Raw genomic sequence first — 19,663 nt, 5'->3', positions numbered from 1 at the left:
TCAGATGCCATATTGGGTTCAGTTTATTATTCAAGCGTTATTTAGTTATATTTCAACGGTTGCGTTTGGAATTTGTATTAATTTACCAAGACGCGCATTATTATGGTGTGGCTTTGCCGGTATGGCAGGGTGGCAGGTCTATTGGATGCTCTTTAACTTTGGTAGCGGGCGGATGCTTGCTAATTTGTTGGGTGCGTTAGCTGTTGGGATTTGTGGCAATATTATGGCCCGTTATAAGCGGATGCCGGTGATTATCTTTAATATTCCAGGGTTAGTACCCTTAGTGCCCGGTGGAACTGCGTATCGTGCGATTCGGAATCTCGTGCTAGGCAACTTAAATGAAGCTTCGACACAAGGTGTTTCAGTAATCATGATTGCTGGTGCGATTGCCGTTGGCTTTATGTTAGCGCAAATTTTAGCCGATATAACACGAAAACGAGCGATTACGCCGAAATGGGTATCGCGTCACTAAAAAGTATGCTATAATAAGTTTATGCGATGAGTCGAGTAAGTCTCGGTAGGCAACTATTCTGCGAAGGCAGCTAGGAGACCCAAAGATACAGGATACCACGGTTATTCATTTAACCACTTGCCGTATTGCAAGGGTGTTTTCGCCCGCTGTGTTGTGGAGCACAAGGTGTTTATTCTTCGGAATACTGTGAAAAAAGCCCCTTCCGTCAGGAAGGGGCTTTTTTTGTGCGTTCATTTTCTTGCATGACAGCGTTACTGATGGTGCGATGGTCGACTAATTCACCAATCCGTTTTAGATGTTTGAGATGTGCATCGTAGTGTTCCGAAAAAACGAGCGCGTATAAAACATTTAATAGGAAGATGATGGAGGTATTAATGGTAAAGTTGCCGATTTTCGAGTAGAGTTTTTCACGGGTTGTAATCGGTAAAAGCAAGTGCATTCTTGCGAAAGTCGATTTTCACCGATACTGGTAATCGCAATCGTCGGGATGTTGCGGGTGCGTAAAATAGTGTTAAGTGCTAGTAAGTTGGGATTCTCGCCAGAATAGGAAATTAAAATCGCGCAAGCATCCGGACTAAGATTATAGGCATCGTAGTTTTCCTCGCCACGAACCGCAGATAGCGTAACGTTTTTTTGAATAGGCAAATTCTATAATTAATCCGAACAGAAATTAAAAAGCCCAAAGCAATCACTTACAATGGTAGTAGCTAATTCCAACCAATATAGGGAGTGATTACTTTGGGTACATCTACTTTATCACGTTTTCAACGTGGCGCACTAGCACAACTGGTCAATGAGGGGAATAAATCTTACCAAGTAATGGCTGACGCCTTAGGCGTCGCCAAAGCTACGATTAGCTATGAGTTGGACCGAGTTAAACCTTATGATCCAGAATTAGCTCAGCAAGATGCAGATCGCAAAAGGCGGAATTGCGGTCGTCGTTCGATGCTGACGGCAGCATTAGCGACTTTAATTACCAATCACTTACGATTAACCTGGTCACCAGAAACCATTGCGGCCGCTTATAACTTGAGCACTGCGTCAATTTATAATTGGCTTAATCGTGGCTGGCTCCCCTTCAAATTGACTGATCTACCCAATCGGAATGTCCGCCAGCACCGAGTGAGCGAAAATCGTGGGAAATTTACAAGTGGGACTTCCATCGAACAACGGCCAACAACTGTTAATCAACGGTTAGCTTTTGGTCATTGGGAAGTAGATACGGTGCTTTCTAGTCGAAGTGAGTCACGATCATGTCTGGTTACATTCGTAGAACGTAAGACCCGACTTCTATGGGCCATCAAAGCCCCTAATAGAACGGCTAAGGCTCTAAACACCGCCTTTGGCAAGTTTATGGGGGCCTTCGGTCCCCAAGTAAAATCCATTACTGTTGATCATGGTAAAGAGTTTGCCAATTATCAGGCCTTAGAACAGGATTATCAGATCAAAGTTTATTTTTGCCATCCATATTCACCATGGGAGCGAGGTTCCAATGAATATTTTAATAGACGGTTACGCTGGTTCTTCCCGAAAAAGACCAATTTTAGCCAAGTAACGACTGATGAGATCCTAGCAGCACTTGAACTAATTAATCAACGACCATTAAAAATACATCATCAACAGACTGCCATTGAAAGATTCCGGGCTTGTTCGGATTAAACTTGTAATTTACCATTATGAAATAAATTATGAGAATTAGGGCTTATCTAATGCAAAAATAATCACTATCGTTTACAATAAGTAAGTATTAAAAATGGAATGGGGTAAAGAAATGACAATTACATATGTCGTCATCAACATCGTGATCATGCTCATCATGTTATTTGTTTTAAACAAGATGGCCCGGATTCACGTTAAGTTTAGTCGCCGCGTTTTCACGGCATTGGGGGTCGGGATTTTATTCGGCGCACTCTTACAGATTATCTTCAAAACAGATTCAACGGTTGTCAAACAAACAGCTGATTGGGTCGGCATTGTCGGCAACGGTTATGTCTCGTTCTTAAAGATGATCGTTATGCCGTTAGTCATGGTTTCGATTATTCAAGCCATTACGAACTTGGAATCATCTAAAGGCTTAGGGAAGATGGCCGGCATGGTCATTGGAATCTTAGTCTTTACAACCTTAATCGCAGCCACAGTTGGTTCAGTGACAGCGGATGTTTTCGGCTTAAATGCGAGTGATATTCAATCAGGCCAAGTCGAAAAGGCCCGCTCGAAAGAATTACAAACGAAGCTAGGCGATGTACAGGAACAAACTGTTCCTGAAAAAATCGTTAGCTTCATTCCTGAAAATCCATTCATGGATATGACGGGTTCACGACCTACATCAACATTAGCTGTTGTGATTTTCTCAGCTTTCTTAGGAGTGGCAGCATTACAATTACGGCGTAAAAAGCCGGAACAAGCAGAAATGTTTAATAAAATCGTTAACGCCTTGTACACGGTTATCATGCGCATGGTAACTTTAATTTTACGGATGACACCTTATGGGGTGTTAGCCTTAATGACAACGACCGTAGCACAAACTAATGTTAAAGGAATTCTCAGTCTAGGTGAGTTCGTGATTGCCTCTTACGTGGCATTAATCATCATGTTCTTGATTCACTTCCTATTAATTACGTTCACGGGGTTAAATCCAATCAACTACATTAAAAAAGTGATTCCAACGTTAATCTTTGCGTTCACGTCACGGACGAGTGCGGGTTCAATTCCAATGAACATTGAAACCCAAACGAAACGTTTAGGGGTTGAAGATGGGATTGCTAATTTATCGGCTTCATTTGGGGCTTCAATCGGTCAAAACGGCTGTGCGGGTGTTTATCCAGCAATGTTAGCTGTGATGATTGCACCAACTGTTGGGATTAATCCTTGGAGCATCGGTTTCTTGGTTAAATTAATCTTGATTGTGGCAATCAGTTCCTTTGGGGTTGCTGGTGTCGGTGGTGGCGCAACATTTGCCGCTTTAATCGTACTTTCTTCAATGAACTTACCAGTCGGGTTAGCCGGACTATTAATCTCAGTTGAACCATTAATCGATATGGGTCGGACAGCCTTGAACGTTGATGGCTCAATGACTGCTGGGGTCTTAACGGCTCACTTATTAGGTAAATTGGATAAGAACAAGTTTAATGATATGAGTTTGACGGAAGATTCAGACGAAATGGCTTAATTTCAAAAAATGGAGGGTTTAGTGATGCGAACGATTATTATCGGTGCCACAGCTGCCGGAACAAGTGCAGCTGCAAAAGCAAAAAGAACGAATCCAGATTTAGACATTACGTTATACGAAAAACGGGACTATGTGTCCTTTGGGGCTTGTGGCTTACCTTATTTTGTTGGCGAGCACTTTGAAGATCCCAACCAAATGATTGCCCGGACACCTGAAAAATTTGCTCAACAAGGTATTGATATTGCGCTTGAACACGAAGTACTATCAGTTGACTTTGATGCGCAAACAATCGTGGTTCGGGATTTGAAAACCAATCAAGATCGCACAGAATCTTATGATCAATTAATGTTAGCAACGGGAGCCACAGCTGTGATGCCACCGATTAAAAATGTTGATCTCAAAAACGTCTATCATCTACGGACGATGGCAGATGGACAAGCCTTACGTGAATTAGGACAAGACCCAAAGGTTCAATCTGTAACGGTGATTGGTGCGGGCTTTATCGGGTTAGAAATTGCCGAAGAGTTCCATCAATTAGGGAAGCAAGTCCGGGTCATTCAACTAGAAGACCGAATTTTACCACTGGCTTTTGATCCAGAACTAACGGACATGTTCGCGGATGACTTACGTGATAACGGCATTGAATTACACTTATCAGAAGCTGTTCAAGCCTTAGAAGGAACTGTTCAGGTGACTGGCATTGTGACTGATAAGGGGCAGTATGCGACAGACTTAGTGATTGTAGCAGCTGGGATTCGGCCTAATACGCAATTCATCACGGATGATCGATTGAAGAAGTTGCCAAATGGTGCGATTATTGTCGATCAAGCAGGGCGGACATCGATTGAAAATGTCTATGCCGCTGGCGATAATGCAACGGTCATTAACAGCGTGACGAACCAACCGATGTATTCAGCACTTGCCACTGGTGCCAATAAATTAGGCCGAATTGTCGGCACGAATTTAGGCGGGCAAGCCGCTCAATTACCAGGGATGTTGAATTCAGCCGGTGTGAAATTAATCACGCTAGAAGCGGGCCGAACAGGTTTGACTGAAAAAGAAGCGGCAGAGGCTGGTATTGATTTCAGTACTGTTTTAATCCACGACAAGAACCAAACGAATTATTATCCAGGCCAATCAGATTTAACGATTAAATTGATTTACACCAAAACAGAGCATATCTTAATTGGTGGCCAGGTGGTTGGTCAAAAAGACGCAGTGTTGCGCGTTGATGTACTCGCAACTGCGATCCAAGCGAAGATGACAACTGAACAACTCGGGTTACTCGACCTTGTTTATGCACCACCGTTTGCAAGAACGTGGGATGCACTGAATGTGGCCGGCAATGTTGCCCATTAATTAAAAAAAAGTGACACCGCACAAACCGTGTAGTGGCGCTTTTTTTGTTGCATGCTTAAACAGTTGTTCATAGTGTTTACTTGAATGTTTACTCGGGTCTGTGCTAAAATTGCATTTAGAAATTAAATTTTTGCAAAGTTAGTTATGAATTAATTACGATGATTAAGAAAACACAAATAAAAAATTTATCGACAGGAGACAGTTTAATGAACAACACAAAGAGTTTGATTGCATTGAGTTCTGGAATTTTAGGGGCAGCTGGGATCGGTTTATTGAGTGCAGGGCAAGTACAAGCAGCAACGACAGCAACCGTCAACTACGCAGATGGTGCAACAACTGTTTGGACAAGTCCAACAACTGGTCAAACTGCTAAACGATACATCTTTAAGGGCCAATCAGTAAATCTTTTAGCATCACAAAAGATTGGCGCTGAAACATGGTACCGAATTGGAAACGGCGAATGGGTACCTGAACGTTACTTAACAACCAGTGACGCTACACCAGCTGAAACAACACCAGCAACAGAAGCACCTGCTGCTCAAAAGACAGCTCGGATTGCCTATGCCGGTGGCGCAACAACTGTTTGGTCAACAGCAACTTATACAGCCCCAACAGGCCAATACTTAGGTTATGGTCAAACCGTCAACGTTGTGAAAACAGAAACTGTTTCTGGCGAAGAATGGTATCAACTTGAAAATGGTAGCTGGGTACCAGCTCGCTTTACAGGTGATGGTAAGATTGAAGCCACACCAACGCCCGTTGCACAACCGGTAGCACCAGCACAACCTGCAACAGCGACTCCTGTCGAAACACCAGCTGCGCCAGCACCAGTTGCAACAACACCAGCGCAAACAGAAAGCACGCCTACAACACCAGCACCTGTCGCAGAAAGTGAATCAACACCAGTTGAAACGCCTGCCACACTAGAAAGTACACCAGCTGTAGCAGAAAGTAGTGCGCCTGCTCAAGCAGAAAGTACAACTCAAACACAACAACCAGCTACTCAAGAATCATCAGCTCCTGTCCAAGAAACTGCACCAGTTGAAACAACACCAGCCCCAACTCAAAAGGCACCAGTTGAAACAACACCAGCCCCAACTCAAAAGGCACCAGTTGTAACGACACCAACACCAGCCCCAACGGCACCTGCAGCAACGACTGGTAATGCGCAAGCTGTTATTAATTTAGCGATGGCTCAAATTGGTAAACCTTACGTTTGGGGTGCCCATGGTCCAAGTAGTTTTGACTGTTCTGGATTAATGGACTATGTCTTCAGAAATGCTGCTGGTAAGAGTATCGGTGGTTGGACAGTCCCTCAAGAAAGTGCCGGTTATGCTGTTTCATTAAGCAACTTGCAACCTGGCGATTTATTATTCTGGGGTTCACAAGGTAGCTCACACCACGTTGCGCTATACATTGGTGGCGGACAATATATTCATGCCCCAAAACCTGGCGAAAACGTTAAGATCGGTTCAATGCAATACTATGCACCAAGTTTTGCACGCCGTGTCTTTTAATGATTGCAATTAAGCGAACATCTCACCTAGGTGGGATGTTTTTTGTATTTTAGCCCTAAATAAGCTATGATATGTAGAGATTTAAAAAAGGACTGACGAGATGAAGATAGAAGTACAAGCATTTATCAATCAAATTCAAGATCAAACATATTTAACGGATGAATACGAGCTCCCCACGCCAGATCCTTTTGTGGCGGACGGTATTTTGGCACAGTTAAAACCCGCTATTGATAAAGCCATTGAAAAACAAGCTTTGGCCTCTTTTTCGGTGCTGACAGAATATGCTGGCGAACCCGTTAAGGTGACATTGGAAACGGGGATTGTGAATCTACCATTACAATACATTAAAAAAGTAAATCAATTTTTTGAACTCGACGACCAAGCAGAGGTGAATCTTTATTTATATGTGACATCGCCACTCATTAATCGCTCGAACATGCGGATTGACTTAATTGGGACGGTAGCTTCGTTTGAAGAATCGGCAGCTGCTAATTGGACGAAGATTGCCGACTTGCTAACAAAGGACTTGGAAGCCGTCGTAATCGGTTCACAGGCGCCTAAAGAAGAACCAGTCGAAAAGAAGGCGCCCGCTAAGAAGAAAGCCGCACCTAAGAAAATGGCAACGACTAAGAAAAAAGCGCCTGCCAAGAAGACAACAGCTAAAAAGACAGCTACCAAAAAAGCAACGACTAAGAAAACAACCACCAAAAAAAAGACTACGAAAAAAGCAGACTAATTTAGTCTGCTTTTTTGATGGCGTCTATTAAAGGCAAGTCGCCGTTAACAAACGAGAATTTCTTGTGGATTGTTTCGGTCGGATGTTCTAAGACGGTGCAAATCATCGCAGCGACATCAGCACGTGCAACTTGTCCACCAGATGGTTGCATTGTCACTAGGCCGGTAGCTTCGTCGTTTGTAAGTGTCCCAGGACGCAAGATGGTCCAATCTAAACCAGAGAATTCAAGCCAGTGATCGGCATAGTATTTTGCAGCGTAGTACGGTTTAATACTTTCAGGCCATTTAGTTCGATCCTCAACAAAGAGTGCACTGACCATGACGTAGCGACTAACTTCAGCAATCTTAGCTGCTGCCATACTCTTAACGGCGCCATCGAGATCAACCAACAGTGTTTGATCATCGCCTGTTTTACCGCCAGAACCAGCTGTAAAGACAATCGCATCATGATCGGCAAATAGTGGTGCTAAAGCCTTAGGTTGTTTGGTTAAATCGAATAAGACAGGCATGGCCCCTAGTTGTGCAAGTTCATCCGCCTGTTGTTCGACACGAATGCCGGCTGTAACGGTGTGACCGGCAGCAACGAGTTGGCTAATTAGGAGCTGGCCAACGTTACCATGGGCGCCAATAACAAAAATCCGCATAGTAAAACCTCCAATATAAATGTGTGTGCTGTCCATTATAGTAGTTATTGAACAGTGACGCAAAGATAGTGGATTTAAAAACCTGTGTTGTAGTACAATAAAATTCGGCACCTTGCGAAAAAATGAGTGTGCTTTAGGGTATATAATCTTGAAAGTGGCTGATGGCAACCTTTAAATAGGCAAAGCTAATTATGGGATTCGTTTTATAAATAAATCTAAGAATCCTCTCATTTTTTCACAAAGTTGCTTATTAGAATATCATGAAGCCGTGTTTGTTTTGTGTTATGGTACAGATATAGAGATTGTGATTTATTGGATAAGTAGTCCTATTTGTTAATGCTATCTCAGAAAGTAGGAGGAGAACATGACAAATCAATATCGGAGCGTTTTTGATATCATTGGACCGATTATGATTGGCCCTTCAAGTTCACATACTGCTGGCGCAGTTGCCATTGGACATGTTGCTAATCGTCTTTTTCATGCACCGATTAACAAAGTTATTGTGCGTTACTACGAATCTTTTGCACAAACCCACCAAGGGCACGGTACCGATTATGCAATTATTAGTGGCGTGCTAGGATTCGATCCGGCCGATCAAAGGGTACCAATGGCAGTTGATTTAGCGCGACGTCAAGGTATTGACGTTGTCTTCATTGAAGATCCAGGGAATAGTCCAGTGCACCATCCCAATACAGCGGAATTAACGTTAATCAATCGTGAGAAGGAACTAACGATTTGGGGCTGTTCAATTGGGGGCGGGACCATCGAAATCCGCCAAGTGAATTTGAATGGCATTGTGATTAAAACGGATGGCCCGTTACCATTGGTTTTTGTCGAATCGGAACAAGAAATCGGCGATGCTTTAGACCAGATATTTGAAGGCAACTATCGTGATAAGCGCATATCGGTTAAAGTGCCAGATCGGTTTTTGTATAAAATCGAACTGATTGATAAGCCGTACCCGGAACAGATTGAACAGGTCCGCGGAATGAGCCAAGACGTTATTGTGTTATAGAAAGTGGTGGGAAGATGTATACAACAATTCACGAATTAGTCGAGACAGCGCAAGAACGGCAACTACCAATCTCGGAATTGATTATCGAACAAGAGGTTGCGATGAGTCACACTAGTCGTGAAGTCATTTGGGCAACCATGGGGAAAAACTTGGATGTCATGATTGCGGCCGAAGAAAAAGGCGTGACCGGTGAAGGTGTTCAGTCTGCCACTGGGATTACAGGCGGTGAAGCGGTTCTGTTGAAGCGGTATCGGGAAAAGGGAAAGTCGTTATCAGGTGATGTGATGTTGACCGCTATGCAAAATGCGGTAGCTACCAATGAAGTCAATGCTTCAATGGGAATCATTTGTGCGACGCCAACTGCTGGTTCAGCAGGTACTTTACCTGGTGTTTTGTCTGTTATTACTGAGCGCTTGGCGCTTGATCGGGATGCGCAGATTCGGTTCTTGTTTTGTGCGTCAGCCTTTGGGATGATTGTTGCCAATAAGGCGATGATTGCCGGGGCAACTGGAGGCTGCCAAGCCGAAGTGGGGAGTGCTGCCGCGATGGGCGCCGCCGCTGCAGTTGAAGCTGCTGGTGGCACACCACAACAATCGTCGGAAGCATTCGCGATGGCGATGTCTAATCTATTGGGATTGGTTTGTGATCCCGTTGCTGGATTAGTTGAGATACCATGTGTTAAACGAAACGTGATTGGGGCCGTCGATGCCTTGACCAGTGCTGATATGGCATTGGCAGGGCTAATCAGCAAGATTCCAGCTGATGAAGTGATTGGTGCCATGAAACGAATCGGTGAAGATATGCCATCTACATTACGTGAAACTGGTTTAGGTGGATTAGCTGCTACACCAACCGGGGTTGCATTGAAGATGCAAATCTTTGGTAAGGATAAGAGCCTTAAATAAAAGCGACTTTTAGGAGGAACAATTATGCAAAAGAAACTTTCAAAATCCGCATACGGCGGTGTTTCAGGTGAGAAATATGTACCGTATGTCAACCAAGGCGACAAAAAGGTCGGCAACTTAGCGATTCTAATAATGGGGAGCATTTTAGCCATTATTTTTGCTGCTTCAACAGCTTATTCTGGGATGAAGGCCGGTTTAACCGTTGCAGCCGGGATTCCAGGTTCAATTATTGGGTCTGGGTTAGTCGGTGCCTTTGCCAAATCAAAAGGGATTTTAGGCAAGAATATTATGCAAGGGATGTCCAGTGGTGGTGAATCAATCGCCAGTGGGATGATTTATGTTTTACCAGCTATTATTTTAATTGGTGGCCACATCAACTTCATTCAAGGGGTCATCGTTGGGGTGCTCGCAATTCTTTTTTCAATGGGGACAGCCTCATTAGTGCACAACTACTTAATGGTTGAAGAACATGGTAAGTTGGTTTATCCAGAAGCCATGGCGATTTCAGAAACCTTAGTTGCGTCAGATACTGGTGGCGATTCGCTTAAATACATGGGCGTTGGCTTTGGTATCGGTGGGGTTATTACGATGCTAACTTCATCAGTGTTTGGTGTCGTCAACAACATGATTAGCTACGTTGGTTCATCATTTTATAAATGGAAATTGGACGTTGAAGTGAATCCATTACTTGCAGGAATTGGTTTTATCGTTGGATTAGAAGTGTCATTAACAATGTTTGCGGGTGCGATTTTATCCAACTTTGCGATTGCACCGTTAATCGGTTATTTCACAGATATGGCGGGCAACAGTGCGCATGTTTGGAATAACACGAGTTTAGCCGTGAATCAAATGGCCGTTAACGATTTATCAAGTTCATACGTTAAATACATTGGTGCCGGAATGATGCTTTGTGGTGGTTTAATCGGTGCGATTAAATTAATCCCAACTATCGTGACATCAATCAAGAAAACACTAGCTGCTAAAAACGTAGCAGGCGAAGAAAAGAATACACTTGGTATGATTGCCATTGTTGTTGGTGGTGTTGGGATCTTCGTTATTGGTATTATCATTGCGCAAAACTTCTTAATGGGGATTGTTGGTGCATTACTAGCAGCCATCTTAAGTTTACTCTTTGTCATTGTTTCAGCCCGGGTTGCTGGGACGATTGGTTGTTCTAACTTGCCTGTATCAGGGATGACAATTGCGTCATTAGTGATTATGACGGTAGTCTTCGTATTATTTGGTTGGACGGACAATAACCATACGCAAATCTTATTGATGTTCGGGACATTCGTTGTGACCGCCGTTGCTGTTGGTGGTGGCTACATGCAATCTCAAAAAGTAACATATGTCATTGGTGGTTCAAAATCTGAAATGATGAAATATTTCATGATTGCCGGGATTGTCGGCGTAATCGTAACTGTCGGCACAATCAGCATCTTATCACCACAATTCGTTACAGATAGTGCAACACCAGCCTTTGGGTTACCACAAGCGAACTTAATTGCTACATTAACATCTGGGATTATGACGGGTAAATTACCATGGATCATGATTATCGTTGGGGTTATGATGGCATTAGCTTTCTACTTTTTAGATTTACCAATCATGACCGTTGCAATTGGTTTTTACTTACCAATTTCAACCACTTCAATCATCTTGATCGGTGCTTTGATTAAAGTCTTTATTGAAAAAGCAACGCGTGATGAAGCGATTAAGAATAATCGGGTTCAAAGTGGGATTAGTTTATCATCCGGTTTAATTGCTGGTGGTTCAATTATTGGTTTAATCGGGATTATTCTCCACGTAACCGGTGTGTTAAAAGATCGCGTAATTACTGGTTTTGCGAATACCAATGCAATGGGGATTATCTTATTGGTTGTCATGGTTGTTTCGATTACTGTGCCACTTATGATGATTCATAAAGGAGGGGCAACAGAAGATGGGACGACAGAAAGCGGAGATTGATTTAGAACAACTCATCTATGAAAAAAATCCGCAAGTTCAGTTTAAGTTACAAGCTGGCCAGGTCACCATTATTCGGCCGCAGAATCACTGGATTCAACGGACATTACGGCGTTTGCATGTGAAGATTCCGCTAGAAACACAGCTGGAACTTGATGATTATGGTAGTTTTGTCTTTAGGCATGTGAATGGAAAACGCAGTGTCCACCAGATTGGCCAAGCACTGGCAGGACAGTATGATGAAGCCGGTGAATACCTGTATGAACGATTACTCGTGTATTTGAATCATCTAGAACACACAGAACATTTGATCCGGCGGGTAACCGACTAAGTTTTATTAATCAATTAGTGAATCACATTTTTAATAAAAAGGAGTTTTTCAAATGACAGACAGAATCGAATTATCAGCATGTACTTCAATGATGGTAGGGAAGAATGCGTCAATTGATGGCTCTACGATGATTTCGCGAAATGAGGATCGCTTCTATGCAATCCATCCTAAACGGTTCTTCGTACAACCAGCAGTTCATGATCGACATGAGACATATGTTTCAAAATATAACGGCTTAACCATGCCGTTACCGACGGACGGTTATCGTTACACATCAACCCCCAACGGCGATTTAAGTGATGGTTTAAATGAAGAAGACGGGATTAATGAAAAAAATGTCGCCCTCTCCGCAACTGAAAGTGTTTATGCCAACGAACGGGTATTAGCTTATGATCCGTTGGTCAAGCAAGGTTTAGCTGAAGATTCAATGTGTACGTTGGTTCTGCCATACATCGATTCTGCACGTCAAGGGGTTCAATTGATGGGGGATTTGATTGCTAAATACGGTTCAGCTGAAGGTAATGGCGTTCAATACAGTGATCAAAATGAAGTTTGGTATCAAGAAATTGTTACTGGGCATCACTGGGTTGCTGTTCGGATTCCGGATGATTGTTATGCAGTTGCCGCTAACCAAATTGCCATCGAAGATGTCGACTTTAATGATCCAGAAAATTACATGTAGTCAGAAGGTATTCAAGAATTCGTCAGTGAAAATCACTTGAATCCGAGTGAAGCTGAATGGAACTTCCGTAAGATTTTTGGGACGGATACTGAATTAGATCGTCACTATAACACACCACGGGTTTGGTATGCACAACGCTATTTGAACCCTGAAATCAAACAAGAACCTGAATCGAGTGACTTGCCTTTCATTCGCAAGGCTAACCGTAAAATAAGTGTGGAAGATGTTCAATATGTGTTAAAATCACATTATAACGAAACTATTTACGATCCACTTGGTAATGGGACAGAAGAACAAAAGACGATTTATCGGTCAATTTCACTTTCACGGACGCAAAACTCACATATCTGTCAGATTAGAAACAATGTGCCAGATGCTGTGCGTGGTGTTCAATGGTTAGGTTTGGGGGTACCAACATTCTGTCCACACGTACCATTCTTTACGAATGCGATGGATACGGATGAAAGTTATCGCGAACTACCAGCGAAGATGCAGTTGAAGAACGCTTACTGGTTATATGAAGCATTAGCAATGATTGTTGAATCACACTACGGGGCCTTTAAGAAAGCTGATATTGACTACCAAAAAGCATTATCAGAATGGGCAAGAACTAAGATTGCTACGGTGGATGCTGCTGTAAAGGCGGAAGCGAATGCCACTGATTTCTTAACCCAGCAAAATCATGAAATTGCTGCACATTACCATGAAGCAACAACCGATTTGTTAGCGCAATTGGTGACAGAAGGAACGCAACTTTCTAAGTTGACCTTCGTCATGGATAAGAACCTATAGCCAAGTGCGCACTTTAATCATTTGTCACACTCTTCCAAGGGGGGAGTGTGGCTTTTTTAATCGATGGAGGTGCTACAGTGATTGCTTTAAAAGGAAATTCGAAAAAAATTATTATCGCGATGGTATACGGTTTTTTGGCGGCGGTGAGTGTTAATCTGTTCTTGATTCCGGCGAAGACGTATTCGAGTGGGGTCACGGGGATTGCCCAATTACTAACCTCGTTAGTCAGCTATATGGGCGGCTCATTAAGTGTTGCGATGTTGGTCTTTATTTTGAATGTGCCATTATTGATTCTGGCATGGTTCAAGATTAATCATCAGTACGCGATTTTTAGTATCGTCGCTGTTTTTACGAGTGTCCTTTTCTTGAAGGTCATTCCAGTACCTGTTCACCCAATTGTCACCGAACGATTTGCAGGTGCCTTGTTCGGGGGCGCATTGATTGGTTTAGGGGTTGGCTTGTGTTTTAAAGCGGGTTTTTCAACTGGTGGCACGGACGTCATTGTGACGTTAGTTGGGCGCTTAACTGGCAAACGGGTTGGTGTTGTGAATAATATCATCAACGGAATGATCATTCTTGCAGCGGGCATCTTCTTTGGTTGGGGTGCTGCCTTATACAGTATCGTCGAAATCTTTGTTTCAAGCTTGTTGATGGATTATATCTATATTCAACAACAAAAGGTGACTGTGACGATTTTTACCAAGCGACCTGAAGAATTGAAGAAGCGAATGCGTGACTTTATTCATGGTGCGACTGAATTAGATGGAACTGGTCTGTATACCAACCAAGAAACAACAGTGATCATGACAGTTGTTTCAAAATACGATCTAACGGAATTAAAACGGGTCGTTAAGGATGCCGATCCGAATGCCTTTGTTAATATTCAATCCACAATGAACTTGTGGGGTAAATTTGAAAACGTCGAATAATAGTAGCTATCCTCTGGAACTAAAAAACGGTCCTTTCAACAACGCTAAGTTGTGAAAGGACCGTTTTTTTTATGTGGTTTGGCGGAGTTGACCGTCTTCGATACGCCAAACGTGATCGACGAGATCTAAAACCCGTTCGTCATGTGTTACCATGACAGCTGTGCGTTTTTGTTCATGAACTGCATCGCGAATTAAGTGGACAATTTCACGACCACGTTGCGCATCTAAACTGGCGGTTGGTTCGTCTGCTAAAATGAGTGCAGGTTGATTGATAAGTGCCCGAGCAATGGCAACCCGCTGCTTTTCACCACCAGAAAGCATAGCGGGATAACTATGTAATCGATGGCCTAATCCAAGTTGTGTCAGTAATTGTTCAGCGGCGGATTGATCGCGATGACGGGCGATTTTTTGTAAAAAAGTCAGCTGCTGAGTGACCGTTAGATAGGGAATTAATTCTGAACTCTGAAAAATAAAACCAATTGATTCGCGGCGGATTTGTGTTTGACGATTACGATTGAGTGTTGCAAGTTCTTGACCGGCCAAGGTAACACGACCGGCTGTGGGTTGCAAGAGCGCGCCCATAATCGTCAACAAAGTACTTTTACCAACACCGCTGGGACCAACGATGGCGCTAAATTCACCTGGCTGAATCGTGAAGGAGATATCTTTTAAAATGTGATTAATTTGATCACCATCGGGATAATCTTTGGTGATGTGTTCGAGTGTTAAAATCGGTGCTGACATATTAATGACCTCCAATAGCTGTGATCGGGTCAATCCGAATCACTTGAATAAGGGATAATAGGGCGCTTAGGATGGCGACGGCTAAAAATAGAACGCTGGTGCCGATGATCGTTGGTGCTGTGAGCATAAACGGCATGCTGGCAGGCATTGACTGGGCGATGACACTAATGATACCGCCAGCCAAAAGAATCGCCACTGCCGTTAACAAGCCAATCTCAGAGATGATGTGCTGGCTGAGATAGCGTGTGGTTGTGCCCAATGCTTTTAAGGCCCCAAAGTCCCGTAATTTCTGTAGGGTAATGATATAAAAGAAAATTGCGAGGACAAACAGTGAGATGACGTATAAAAAGCCGATCATCAAGTACAATGAACTTTGTTCTGCAGAGTAGCCAGGGATGTTATCAATCAAGGTTTGTTTGCTGATCACTTGGTAGTGCTTGTTAACCGACAAGGGCCGTTTGCTAGCAAACGCGTTATAGGTCGTCTTTTGCGTTGGAAAAATGGTTTGCCACTGGTGGTGGTTTAAATAAATAACAGGCGTATGGGCATAAGCCATCTGCTTGCTAAAGCCGCCGATTTTAAATTGCTGACCAGTGGTACTGTCTTTAAAGGTGTCGCCTAATTGGTAACCATTGGCTTGTAACTTGCTGCTGACCACCACTTTTTGGGTGGCTTGGTTGGACAGCTTTTGACCTTGGGTGACTTTGGGTGTCATGAAGCTCGTAGCGTCAACTGCAATGTAGGCAATGTCAGTTTTTGTTTGTTTTTTAGGCCGCTCGATGGTGGCTTGGGTGACGTTGATGGGTGTCAGTGATTGGTGTTTGAGAGCTTGCCAATCAGATTGGGTGAGTGCCGAGCGACTCAACCGACTTTCCGAACCGGCTTGTAAAACAAAATGCGTCGCCGGCGTATTTTTAATAGCCGCGCCACTATCGTTTGCTAAACCGGCAGCTAGTCCGGTGATGAAGAGTACTAGGAAAACGATTAAAAAGATGATAAAACTCAGTGCGCCAAATTTTAACTTATTACGGCGTAATTCTTGGATTGTTAGAAACATATGCCGACCTCCGATGACTTGTTATTAAGGCTACTATAACGATGGTTAGTTGATTCAACAATAATCAATCTAAGTGTTTCTGTGTTATAATGCACACAAGTTAGTCAATTGTGATGTAAATGGAGGCTGAAAGATGGTTAATCTGCAAGACAGACGGGTTAAACGGACACATAAGTTAATTCGCACAAGTTTTATTGAGCTCCTGCTAAAACACCCAATTAATGAGATTACAATTCAGATGATTGCCGACCGGGCTGATATTAATCGGCGGACGTTTTATTTGCATTATACGGATATCTACGATCTTTTAAGCCAGACAGAAGATTTTACCTTAAATGAGTTCAGCCAGTTGCTAGAACGTTTTGAGTTGCCTTCTGAACCACAGATTGTTGGCCAAACTTTCTTTAGATGGGTCTTGTCATATGTGCAAGACAACGAGTCTATGTTACGGGTATTGTGTCGTAATCCCGATTCACAGTTAATGAATAAATTAGTTGCGTTGACCGTGACTCACGGCAAGCGGGTGATTCCATTTCAGCAGCCGGAAAACGCTGATTATATTTTGAATTATTGTTGTTGGGGTCTAATCGGTGTTTTGCACACTGCATTGTTTAAACCAGCGTTTGACGCCCAGCAATTGGCGCTCGTTGCTGAACAGTTATTGAATGCTTCTTTACAAGTCAGCGAAATTAAAGCATAGAAAAAAGCCCACCGGTAAATAAATGTCGGTGGGCTTTTTTCTATTTTATTTTGCTTTAGCAGCTTTTAATTGCTTGAGGTTAACAACGATCTTGTTGTTTAATTCCGAAACGTTGGCCTTGTCGGCTGCATCGAAATCCGTAATGCTAATTAAAGCGGAGTTTTCATATACTTTTTCAACAGTTCCTGTAAATGCACCATCTAGGTCTTCGTTCACTTTGCCGGTTACTAAATCACCGATATTGAGATTTTCTTTATCCATAGCCAAAAACTCCTTCAGACATTATTAAAATTACCAAATAAGGTGATAATAAACTATGTCATGGTAAATAGCAAGACTTACTGCTATAAATTAATCGTTTGATTGTGAATGAAACGAAATTGGCTATTTAATTCCCCATCTAAATACGCTAAAACGAAGAAGTGTTACCGGTTACAAATCAAAATTGAGGGGAATTCATATGGAACCTTACTTAGTTTTTTCAGATATTGATGGAACGTTGGTCCTTGACCATCAAATCGTGACACCTTTGACCAAACGCGTGATTCGAACATTACAAAAACGCGATGTGATTTTCTATATTGCCACCGGCCGAATGTACAATCTTGGCCGGGTAATTTCGCGGCAAATTAACGATGATGTCCGGATTGTGGCTTCTAACGGTGCTGTCTTTGAAAATGGCCATCAGATGAACAAGCATTATTTAGGTAAAAAAGCGCTCAAAGCTGCTTACGAAGCATGTTTAGCAGATCCCAATTTATCTGCGCACTTTTTTACCACTGACACAGCTTACTATACCCAAGAAATCCCCAAGTTTGTTGCGCGCGATGCGGGGAATTTATTGTTGAATGCCGATATTGATAATCAACCGGTGACTGATTTAGAAATGTTGTTGAATTTAAGTGATCAGATTACTAACGGGATTATCATTGGTCGCGGTCATCCAGAGAGTTTAGCAGCCGCTAAACAACGATTAATGGATCAAGCTGTGATGAGCTTGTCTTCTTCTGGTCCAGACAACATCGAGATGATTCCAACCGGGATTGATAAAGCCACTGCAATTCGCCAGATTCAAATGATTCATGGCATTGATGCCGATCATACAATTGTCTTTGGGGATGGGCAAAATGATTTGGGAATGTTGCAATCAGCGAAGTACAGTGTTGCGATGGACAATGCCTTACCAGAGGTCAAAGCGGCTGCAAATTATGTAACAGAAACGAATACGAATGACGGGGTCGCTAAATTCTTACAACAACATTTTGAATTAGCACTTTCTGATACAGAAGTTGGTCTCTAGGGGCTTGACCCGCTTTTTATTTTTCGATATACTTATATCACGGTTGTTAATCAACCGTGAAATGCTGTTTTAGCTCAGTAGGTAGAGCATCACCATGGTAAGGTGGGGGTCGTCGGTTCAAATCCGATAAACAGCTTAAAAAAAGAGTGTGACTCGAACTGGGTAGGCTTTGAGGATTAACAGAGAAAAGGGCATTATGGCGGGACTTGCCATAATGCCCTTTTTGCAGTTAACCGGAGAAGACTGTTCGAGGAGCACGTTAAAAAATGAGTGCATTCAAGCTTGGTCAACTTTTGAGCATTAAGTCGAGAATAAAAGGCGGACAACATTTCTAACATGTTGTCCGTCTTTTTTAGGCTTTTCTGGTTAATAAACGTTCAGTTAATTGTTGTAGCGTTGTTTTTGCGGGCATGTCGGGTAGTTTCGCAAGACCAGCGAGTGCGCGGTTTGTGTAATCTTGTGCGAGTGCTTGGGCTTTTTCGACACTTCCAGATTGACGGACGATGCCTTGAACAGCGTGCACATCGGCATCAGTCATAGCTGCTTGTTTTTCCAAGTAGGGTGCTAATGTTTGGCGATTGGATTGCAGTGCCATGATTAACGGAATCGAGTAGACGCCGCGTCGCATGTCATCGAGAACTGGTTTGCCAAAATCGACATCGGTCTGAGTGTAATCTAAGATATCGTCCAGAATTTGGAAGGCGAGACCGATATTTAAGCCGATTTTCTCGGCTTGGCGGGCAAACTTCAAGCCCTTTTGGCTTTCGTAAGCACCGATGAAGCAACTGAGCGCGAACAGTTGGCCGGTTTTACCGTTAATTTGTTGTAGGTACTGTTCGGGGGTTAAATCGAGATTATATCGGGTTGTCATCTGACTGAGTTCACCGTCAAGAATTTGATCCATCGTTTGGCTGTTAAATTGGATGCTCTTCAAATCGCTCGCATAATTGGCTAGTAACTTGAAGCAGACAACGAATAAGTAATCGCCAGCGTAAACGGCGACATCTTTGCCGAAACGGGCTTGAATCGATTCTTGATGGCGACGTAAATTGGAATCATCAACGATGTCGTCATGAATTAATGTCGCAGTGTGTAGCGTTTCAACAGCGGCGGCTAATGCGATCATCTTCTGTCGATCGACTGCATTAAACTGTGAAAATAATAAGCAGTAAGCAGGGCGGAGCAACTTGCCGCCAGCACTAATCATCTTTAAAATGGCGTCGGTGACGGCTTGATTTTTGGTGTGAATGTTGTCTTCAATGAGCGCAAGACTTTGCGCAAGTTCGGTTTCGATTTCTGGATAGTTCTGCCACATGGCATGTACTTTCGCCATAATTAACTCCTTGT

The 19,663-nt window shown here is 43.0% G+C and carries 20 protein-coding genes, 1 tRNA gene and 1 pseudogene; 15 read left to right on the top strand and 7 right to left on the bottom strand.

Annotated elements, in window-relative coordinates; genetic code table 11:
- Positions 1-4 precede the first annotated feature (4 nt).
- A complete protein-coding gene (locus tag LCU_RS06775) occupies positions 5-472 on the top strand; it encodes a threonine/serine exporter family protein (protein ID WP_054644724.1) in 468 nt (155 codons plus the stop codon).
- Positions 473-677: 205 nt separating this feature from the next.
- Here LCU_RS06775 and LCU_RS09970 read toward each other — a convergent pair whose 3' ends face one another.
- Entirely contained in the window at positions 678-911 is a 234-nt protein-coding gene (locus LCU_RS09970) for a hypothetical protein (RefSeq protein WP_056967068.1), read from the bottom strand.
- On the bottom strand, positions 821-1,117 hold the full coding sequence (locus LCU_RS06770; RefSeq protein WP_235805452.1) for an SIS domain-containing protein: 297 nt from the start codon (positions 1,115-1,117) through the stop codon (positions 821-823). Before LCU_RS06770 ends, LCU_RS09970 begins: the two co-directional genes overlap by 91 nt.
- 93 nt (positions 1,118-1,210) lie before the next feature.
- Here LCU_RS06770 and LCU_RS06765 point away from each other — a divergent pair, with 93 nt between their 5' ends.
- The 5 genes from LCU_RS06765 to LCU_RS06740 all read left to right on the top strand — a co-directional run bounded on the left by LCU_RS06765 (position 1,211) and on the right by LCU_RS06740 (position 7,253).
- Positions 1,211-2,131, top strand: coding sequence for an IS30-like element ISLsa1 family transposase (locus LCU_RS06765; protein ID WP_011373852.1), 921 nt, complete (start codon positions 1,211-1,213; stop codon positions 2,129-2,131).
- A 112-nt stretch (positions 2,132-2,243) separates the two neighbouring features.
- Positions 2,244-3,641: an L-cystine transporter gene (locus LCU_RS06760; RefSeq protein ID WP_004270587.1), complete on the top strand. Its 1,398-nt coding sequence runs from the start codon at positions 2,244-2,246 to the stop codon at positions 3,639-3,641.
- Positions 3,642-3,665: 24 nt separating this feature from the next.
- Positions 3,666-5,000 (top strand): CoA-disulfide reductase, encoded by a 1,335-nt coding sequence (locus tag LCU_RS06755; protein ID WP_054644191.1) that lies wholly within the window; start codon positions 3,666-3,668, stop codon positions 4,998-5,000.
- Between the two features lie 206 nt (positions 5,001-5,206).
- The gene (locus tag LCU_RS06750; protein WP_054644192.1) at positions 5,207-6,517 is read left to right on the top strand and encodes a C40 family peptidase; all 1,311 of its coding nucleotides are present in this window, start codon (positions 5,207-5,209) and stop codon (positions 6,515-6,517) included.
- Between the two features lie 100 nt (positions 6,518-6,617).
- Positions 6,618-7,253, top strand: coding sequence for a hypothetical protein (locus LCU_RS06740; RefSeq protein WP_056966632.1), 636 nt, complete (start codon positions 6,618-6,620; stop codon positions 7,251-7,253).
- A 1-nt stretch (position 7,254) separates the two neighbouring features.
- Here LCU_RS06740 and LCU_RS06735 read toward each other — a convergent pair whose 3' ends face one another.
- Positions 7,255-7,896: an SDR family oxidoreductase gene (locus tag LCU_RS06735; protein WP_054644195.1), complete on the bottom strand. Its 642-nt coding sequence runs from the start codon at positions 7,894-7,896 to the stop codon at positions 7,255-7,257.
- Between the two features lie 364 nt (positions 7,897-8,260).
- Here LCU_RS06735 and sdaAB point away from each other — a divergent pair, with 364 nt between their 5' ends.
- From sdaAB to LCU_RS06705, 6 genes and pseudogenes are all read left to right on the top strand, one after another.
- Positions 8,261-8,911 (top strand): L-serine ammonia-lyase, iron-sulfur-dependent subunit beta, encoded by a 651-nt coding sequence (gene sdaAB / locus LCU_RS06730; RefSeq protein WP_004270582.1) that lies wholly within the window; start codon positions 8,261-8,263, stop codon positions 8,909-8,911.
- 14 nt (positions 8,912-8,925) lie between these two features.
- Entirely contained in the window at positions 8,926-9,816 is an 891-nt protein-coding gene (gene sdaAA / locus LCU_RS06725; RefSeq protein WP_004270577.1) for an L-serine ammonia-lyase, iron-sulfur-dependent, subunit alpha, read from the top strand.
- Between the two features lie 24 nt (positions 9,817-9,840).
- A complete protein-coding gene (locus LCU_RS06720) occupies positions 9,841-11,784 on the top strand; it encodes an OPT/YSL family transporter (protein ID WP_056966630.1) in 1,944 nt (647 codons plus the stop codon).
- Positions 11,759-12,112, top strand: coding sequence for a PqqD family protein (locus LCU_RS06715; RefSeq protein WP_004270588.1), 354 nt, complete (start codon positions 11,759-11,761; stop codon positions 12,110-12,112). Before LCU_RS06720 ends, LCU_RS06715 begins: the two co-directional genes overlap by 26 nt.
- 52 nt (positions 12,113-12,164) lie before the next feature.
- Positions 12,165-13,586: pseudogene (locus LCU_RS06710) on the top strand (C69 family dipeptidase).
- A 77-nt stretch (positions 13,587-13,663) separates the two neighbouring features.
- Complete coding sequence (locus LCU_RS06705) at positions 13,664-14,515, top strand: YitT family protein (RefSeq protein ID WP_089541914.1); 852 nt, start codon at positions 13,664-13,666, stop codon at positions 14,513-14,515.
- 69 nt (positions 14,516-14,584) lie between these two features.
- Here the strand turns inward: LCU_RS06705 and LCU_RS06700 are convergent, their stop codons facing one another.
- Positions 14,585-15,259, bottom strand: a complete 675-nt coding sequence (locus tag LCU_RS06700) for an ABC transporter ATP-binding protein (protein WP_056966626.1) — start codon at positions 15,257-15,259, stop codon at positions 14,585-14,587.
- Between the two features lies 1 nt (position 15,260).
- Entirely contained in the window at positions 15,261-16,316 is a 1,056-nt protein-coding gene (locus LCU_RS06695) for an ABC transporter permease (RefSeq protein ID WP_056966623.1), read from the bottom strand.
- A 133-nt stretch (positions 16,317-16,449) separates the two neighbouring features.
- Here LCU_RS06695 and LCU_RS06690 point away from each other — a divergent pair, with 133 nt between their 5' ends.
- Positions 16,450-17,016, top strand: coding sequence for a TetR/AcrR family transcriptional regulator (locus LCU_RS06690; RefSeq protein ID WP_004270585.1), 567 nt, complete (start codon positions 16,450-16,452; stop codon positions 17,014-17,016).
- A gap of 45 nt (positions 17,017-17,061) precedes the next feature.
- On the opposite strand, the gene LCU_RS06685 is transcribed toward LCU_RS06690, so the two are convergent.
- The gene (locus tag LCU_RS06685) at positions 17,062-17,277 is read right to left on the bottom strand and encodes a DUF2187 family protein (protein ID WP_004270858.1); all 216 of its coding nucleotides are present in this window, start codon (positions 17,275-17,277) and stop codon (positions 17,062-17,064) included.
- A 199-nt stretch (positions 17,278-17,476) separates the two neighbouring features.
- Between LCU_RS06685 and LCU_RS06680 the strand changes: the two genes are divergently transcribed.
- Complete coding sequence (locus LCU_RS06680) at positions 17,477-18,316, top strand: HAD family hydrolase (RefSeq protein ID WP_056966620.1); 840 nt, start codon at positions 17,477-17,479, stop codon at positions 18,314-18,316.
- A gap of 63 nt (positions 18,317-18,379) precedes the next feature.
- Positions 18,380-18,452 (top strand) — tRNA-Thr (locus LCU_RS06675).
- A gap of 216 nt (positions 18,453-18,668) precedes the next feature.
- On the opposite strand, the gene LCU_RS06670 is transcribed toward LCU_RS06675, so the two are convergent.
- Positions 18,669-19,649 (bottom strand): polyprenyl synthetase family protein, encoded by a 981-nt coding sequence (locus tag LCU_RS06670; protein ID WP_056967136.1) that lies wholly within the window; start codon positions 19,647-19,649, stop codon positions 18,669-18,671.
- Positions 19,650-19,663: the final 14 nt, after the last annotated feature.

This window comes from Latilactobacillus curvatus JCM 1096 = DSM 20019, assembly GCF_004101845.1.
Taxonomy (GTDB): domain Bacteria; phylum Bacillota; class Bacilli; order Lactobacillales; family Lactobacillaceae; genus Latilactobacillus; species Latilactobacillus curvatus.
The sequence above is the reverse complement of the archived record's forward strand: the minus strand, read 5'-3'. Positions and strand labels throughout refer to the sequence as shown.

Excerpts from the sequence above, each read along its gene's own strand:
- sdaAA (WP_004270577.1), top strand. The coding sequence starts at position 8,926 with ATGTATACAACAATTCACGAATTAGTCGAGACAGCGCAAGAACGGCAA.
- LCU_RS06700 (WP_056966626.1), bottom strand. The coding sequence starts at position 15,259 with ATGTCAGCACCGATTTTAACACTCGAACACATCACCAAAGATTATCCC.
- LCU_RS09970 (WP_056967068.1), bottom strand. The coding sequence starts at position 911 with ATGCACTTGCTTTTACCGATTACAACCCGTGAAAAACTCTACTCGAAA.
- LCU_RS06755 (WP_054644191.1), top strand. The coding sequence starts at position 3,666 with ATGCGAACGATTATTATCGGTGCCACAGCTGCCGGAACAAGTGCAGCT.
- LCU_RS06715 (WP_004270588.1), top strand. The coding sequence starts at position 11,759 with ATGGGACGACAGAAAGCGGAGATTGATTTAGAACAACTCATCTATGAA.
- LCU_RS06690 (WP_004270585.1), top strand. The coding sequence starts at position 16,450 with ATGGTTAATCTGCAAGACAGACGGGTTAAACGGACACATAAGTTAATT.
- LCU_RS06685 (WP_004270858.1), bottom strand. The coding sequence starts at position 17,277 with ATGGATAAAGAAAATCTCAATATCGGTGATTTAGTAACCGGCAAAGTG.
- LCU_RS06775 (WP_054644724.1), top strand. The coding sequence starts at position 5 with ATGCCATATTGGGTTCAGTTTATTATTCAAGCGTTATTTAGTTATATT.
- sdaAB (WP_004270582.1), top strand. The coding sequence starts at position 8,261 with ATGACAAATCAATATCGGAGCGTTTTTGATATCATTGGACCGATTATG.
- LCU_RS06735 (WP_054644195.1), bottom strand. The coding sequence starts at position 7,896 with ATGCGGATTTTTGTTATTGGCGCCCATGGTAACGTTGGCCAGCTCCTA.
- LCU_RS06740 (WP_056966632.1), top strand. The coding sequence starts at position 6,618 with ATGAAGATAGAAGTACAAGCATTTATCAATCAAATTCAAGATCAAACA.
- LCU_RS06760 (WP_004270587.1), top strand. The coding sequence starts at position 2,244 with ATGACAATTACATATGTCGTCATCAACATCGTGATCATGCTCATCATG.
- LCU_RS06680 (WP_056966620.1), top strand. The coding sequence starts at position 17,477 with ATGGAACCTTACTTAGTTTTTTCAGATATTGATGGAACGTTGGTCCTT.
- LCU_RS06750 (WP_054644192.1), top strand. The coding sequence starts at position 5,207 with ATGAACAACACAAAGAGTTTGATTGCATTGAGTTCTGGAATTTTAGGG.
- LCU_RS06695 (WP_056966623.1), bottom strand. The coding sequence starts at position 16,316 with ATGTTTCTAACAATCCAAGAATTACGCCGTAATAAGTTAAAATTTGGC.
- LCU_RS06670 (WP_056967136.1), bottom strand. The coding sequence starts at position 19,649 with ATGGCGAAAGTACATGCCATGTGGCAGAACTATCCAGAAATCGAAACC.
- LCU_RS06720 (WP_056966630.1), top strand. The coding sequence starts at position 9,841 with ATGCAAAAGAAACTTTCAAAATCCGCATACGGCGGTGTTTCAGGTGAG.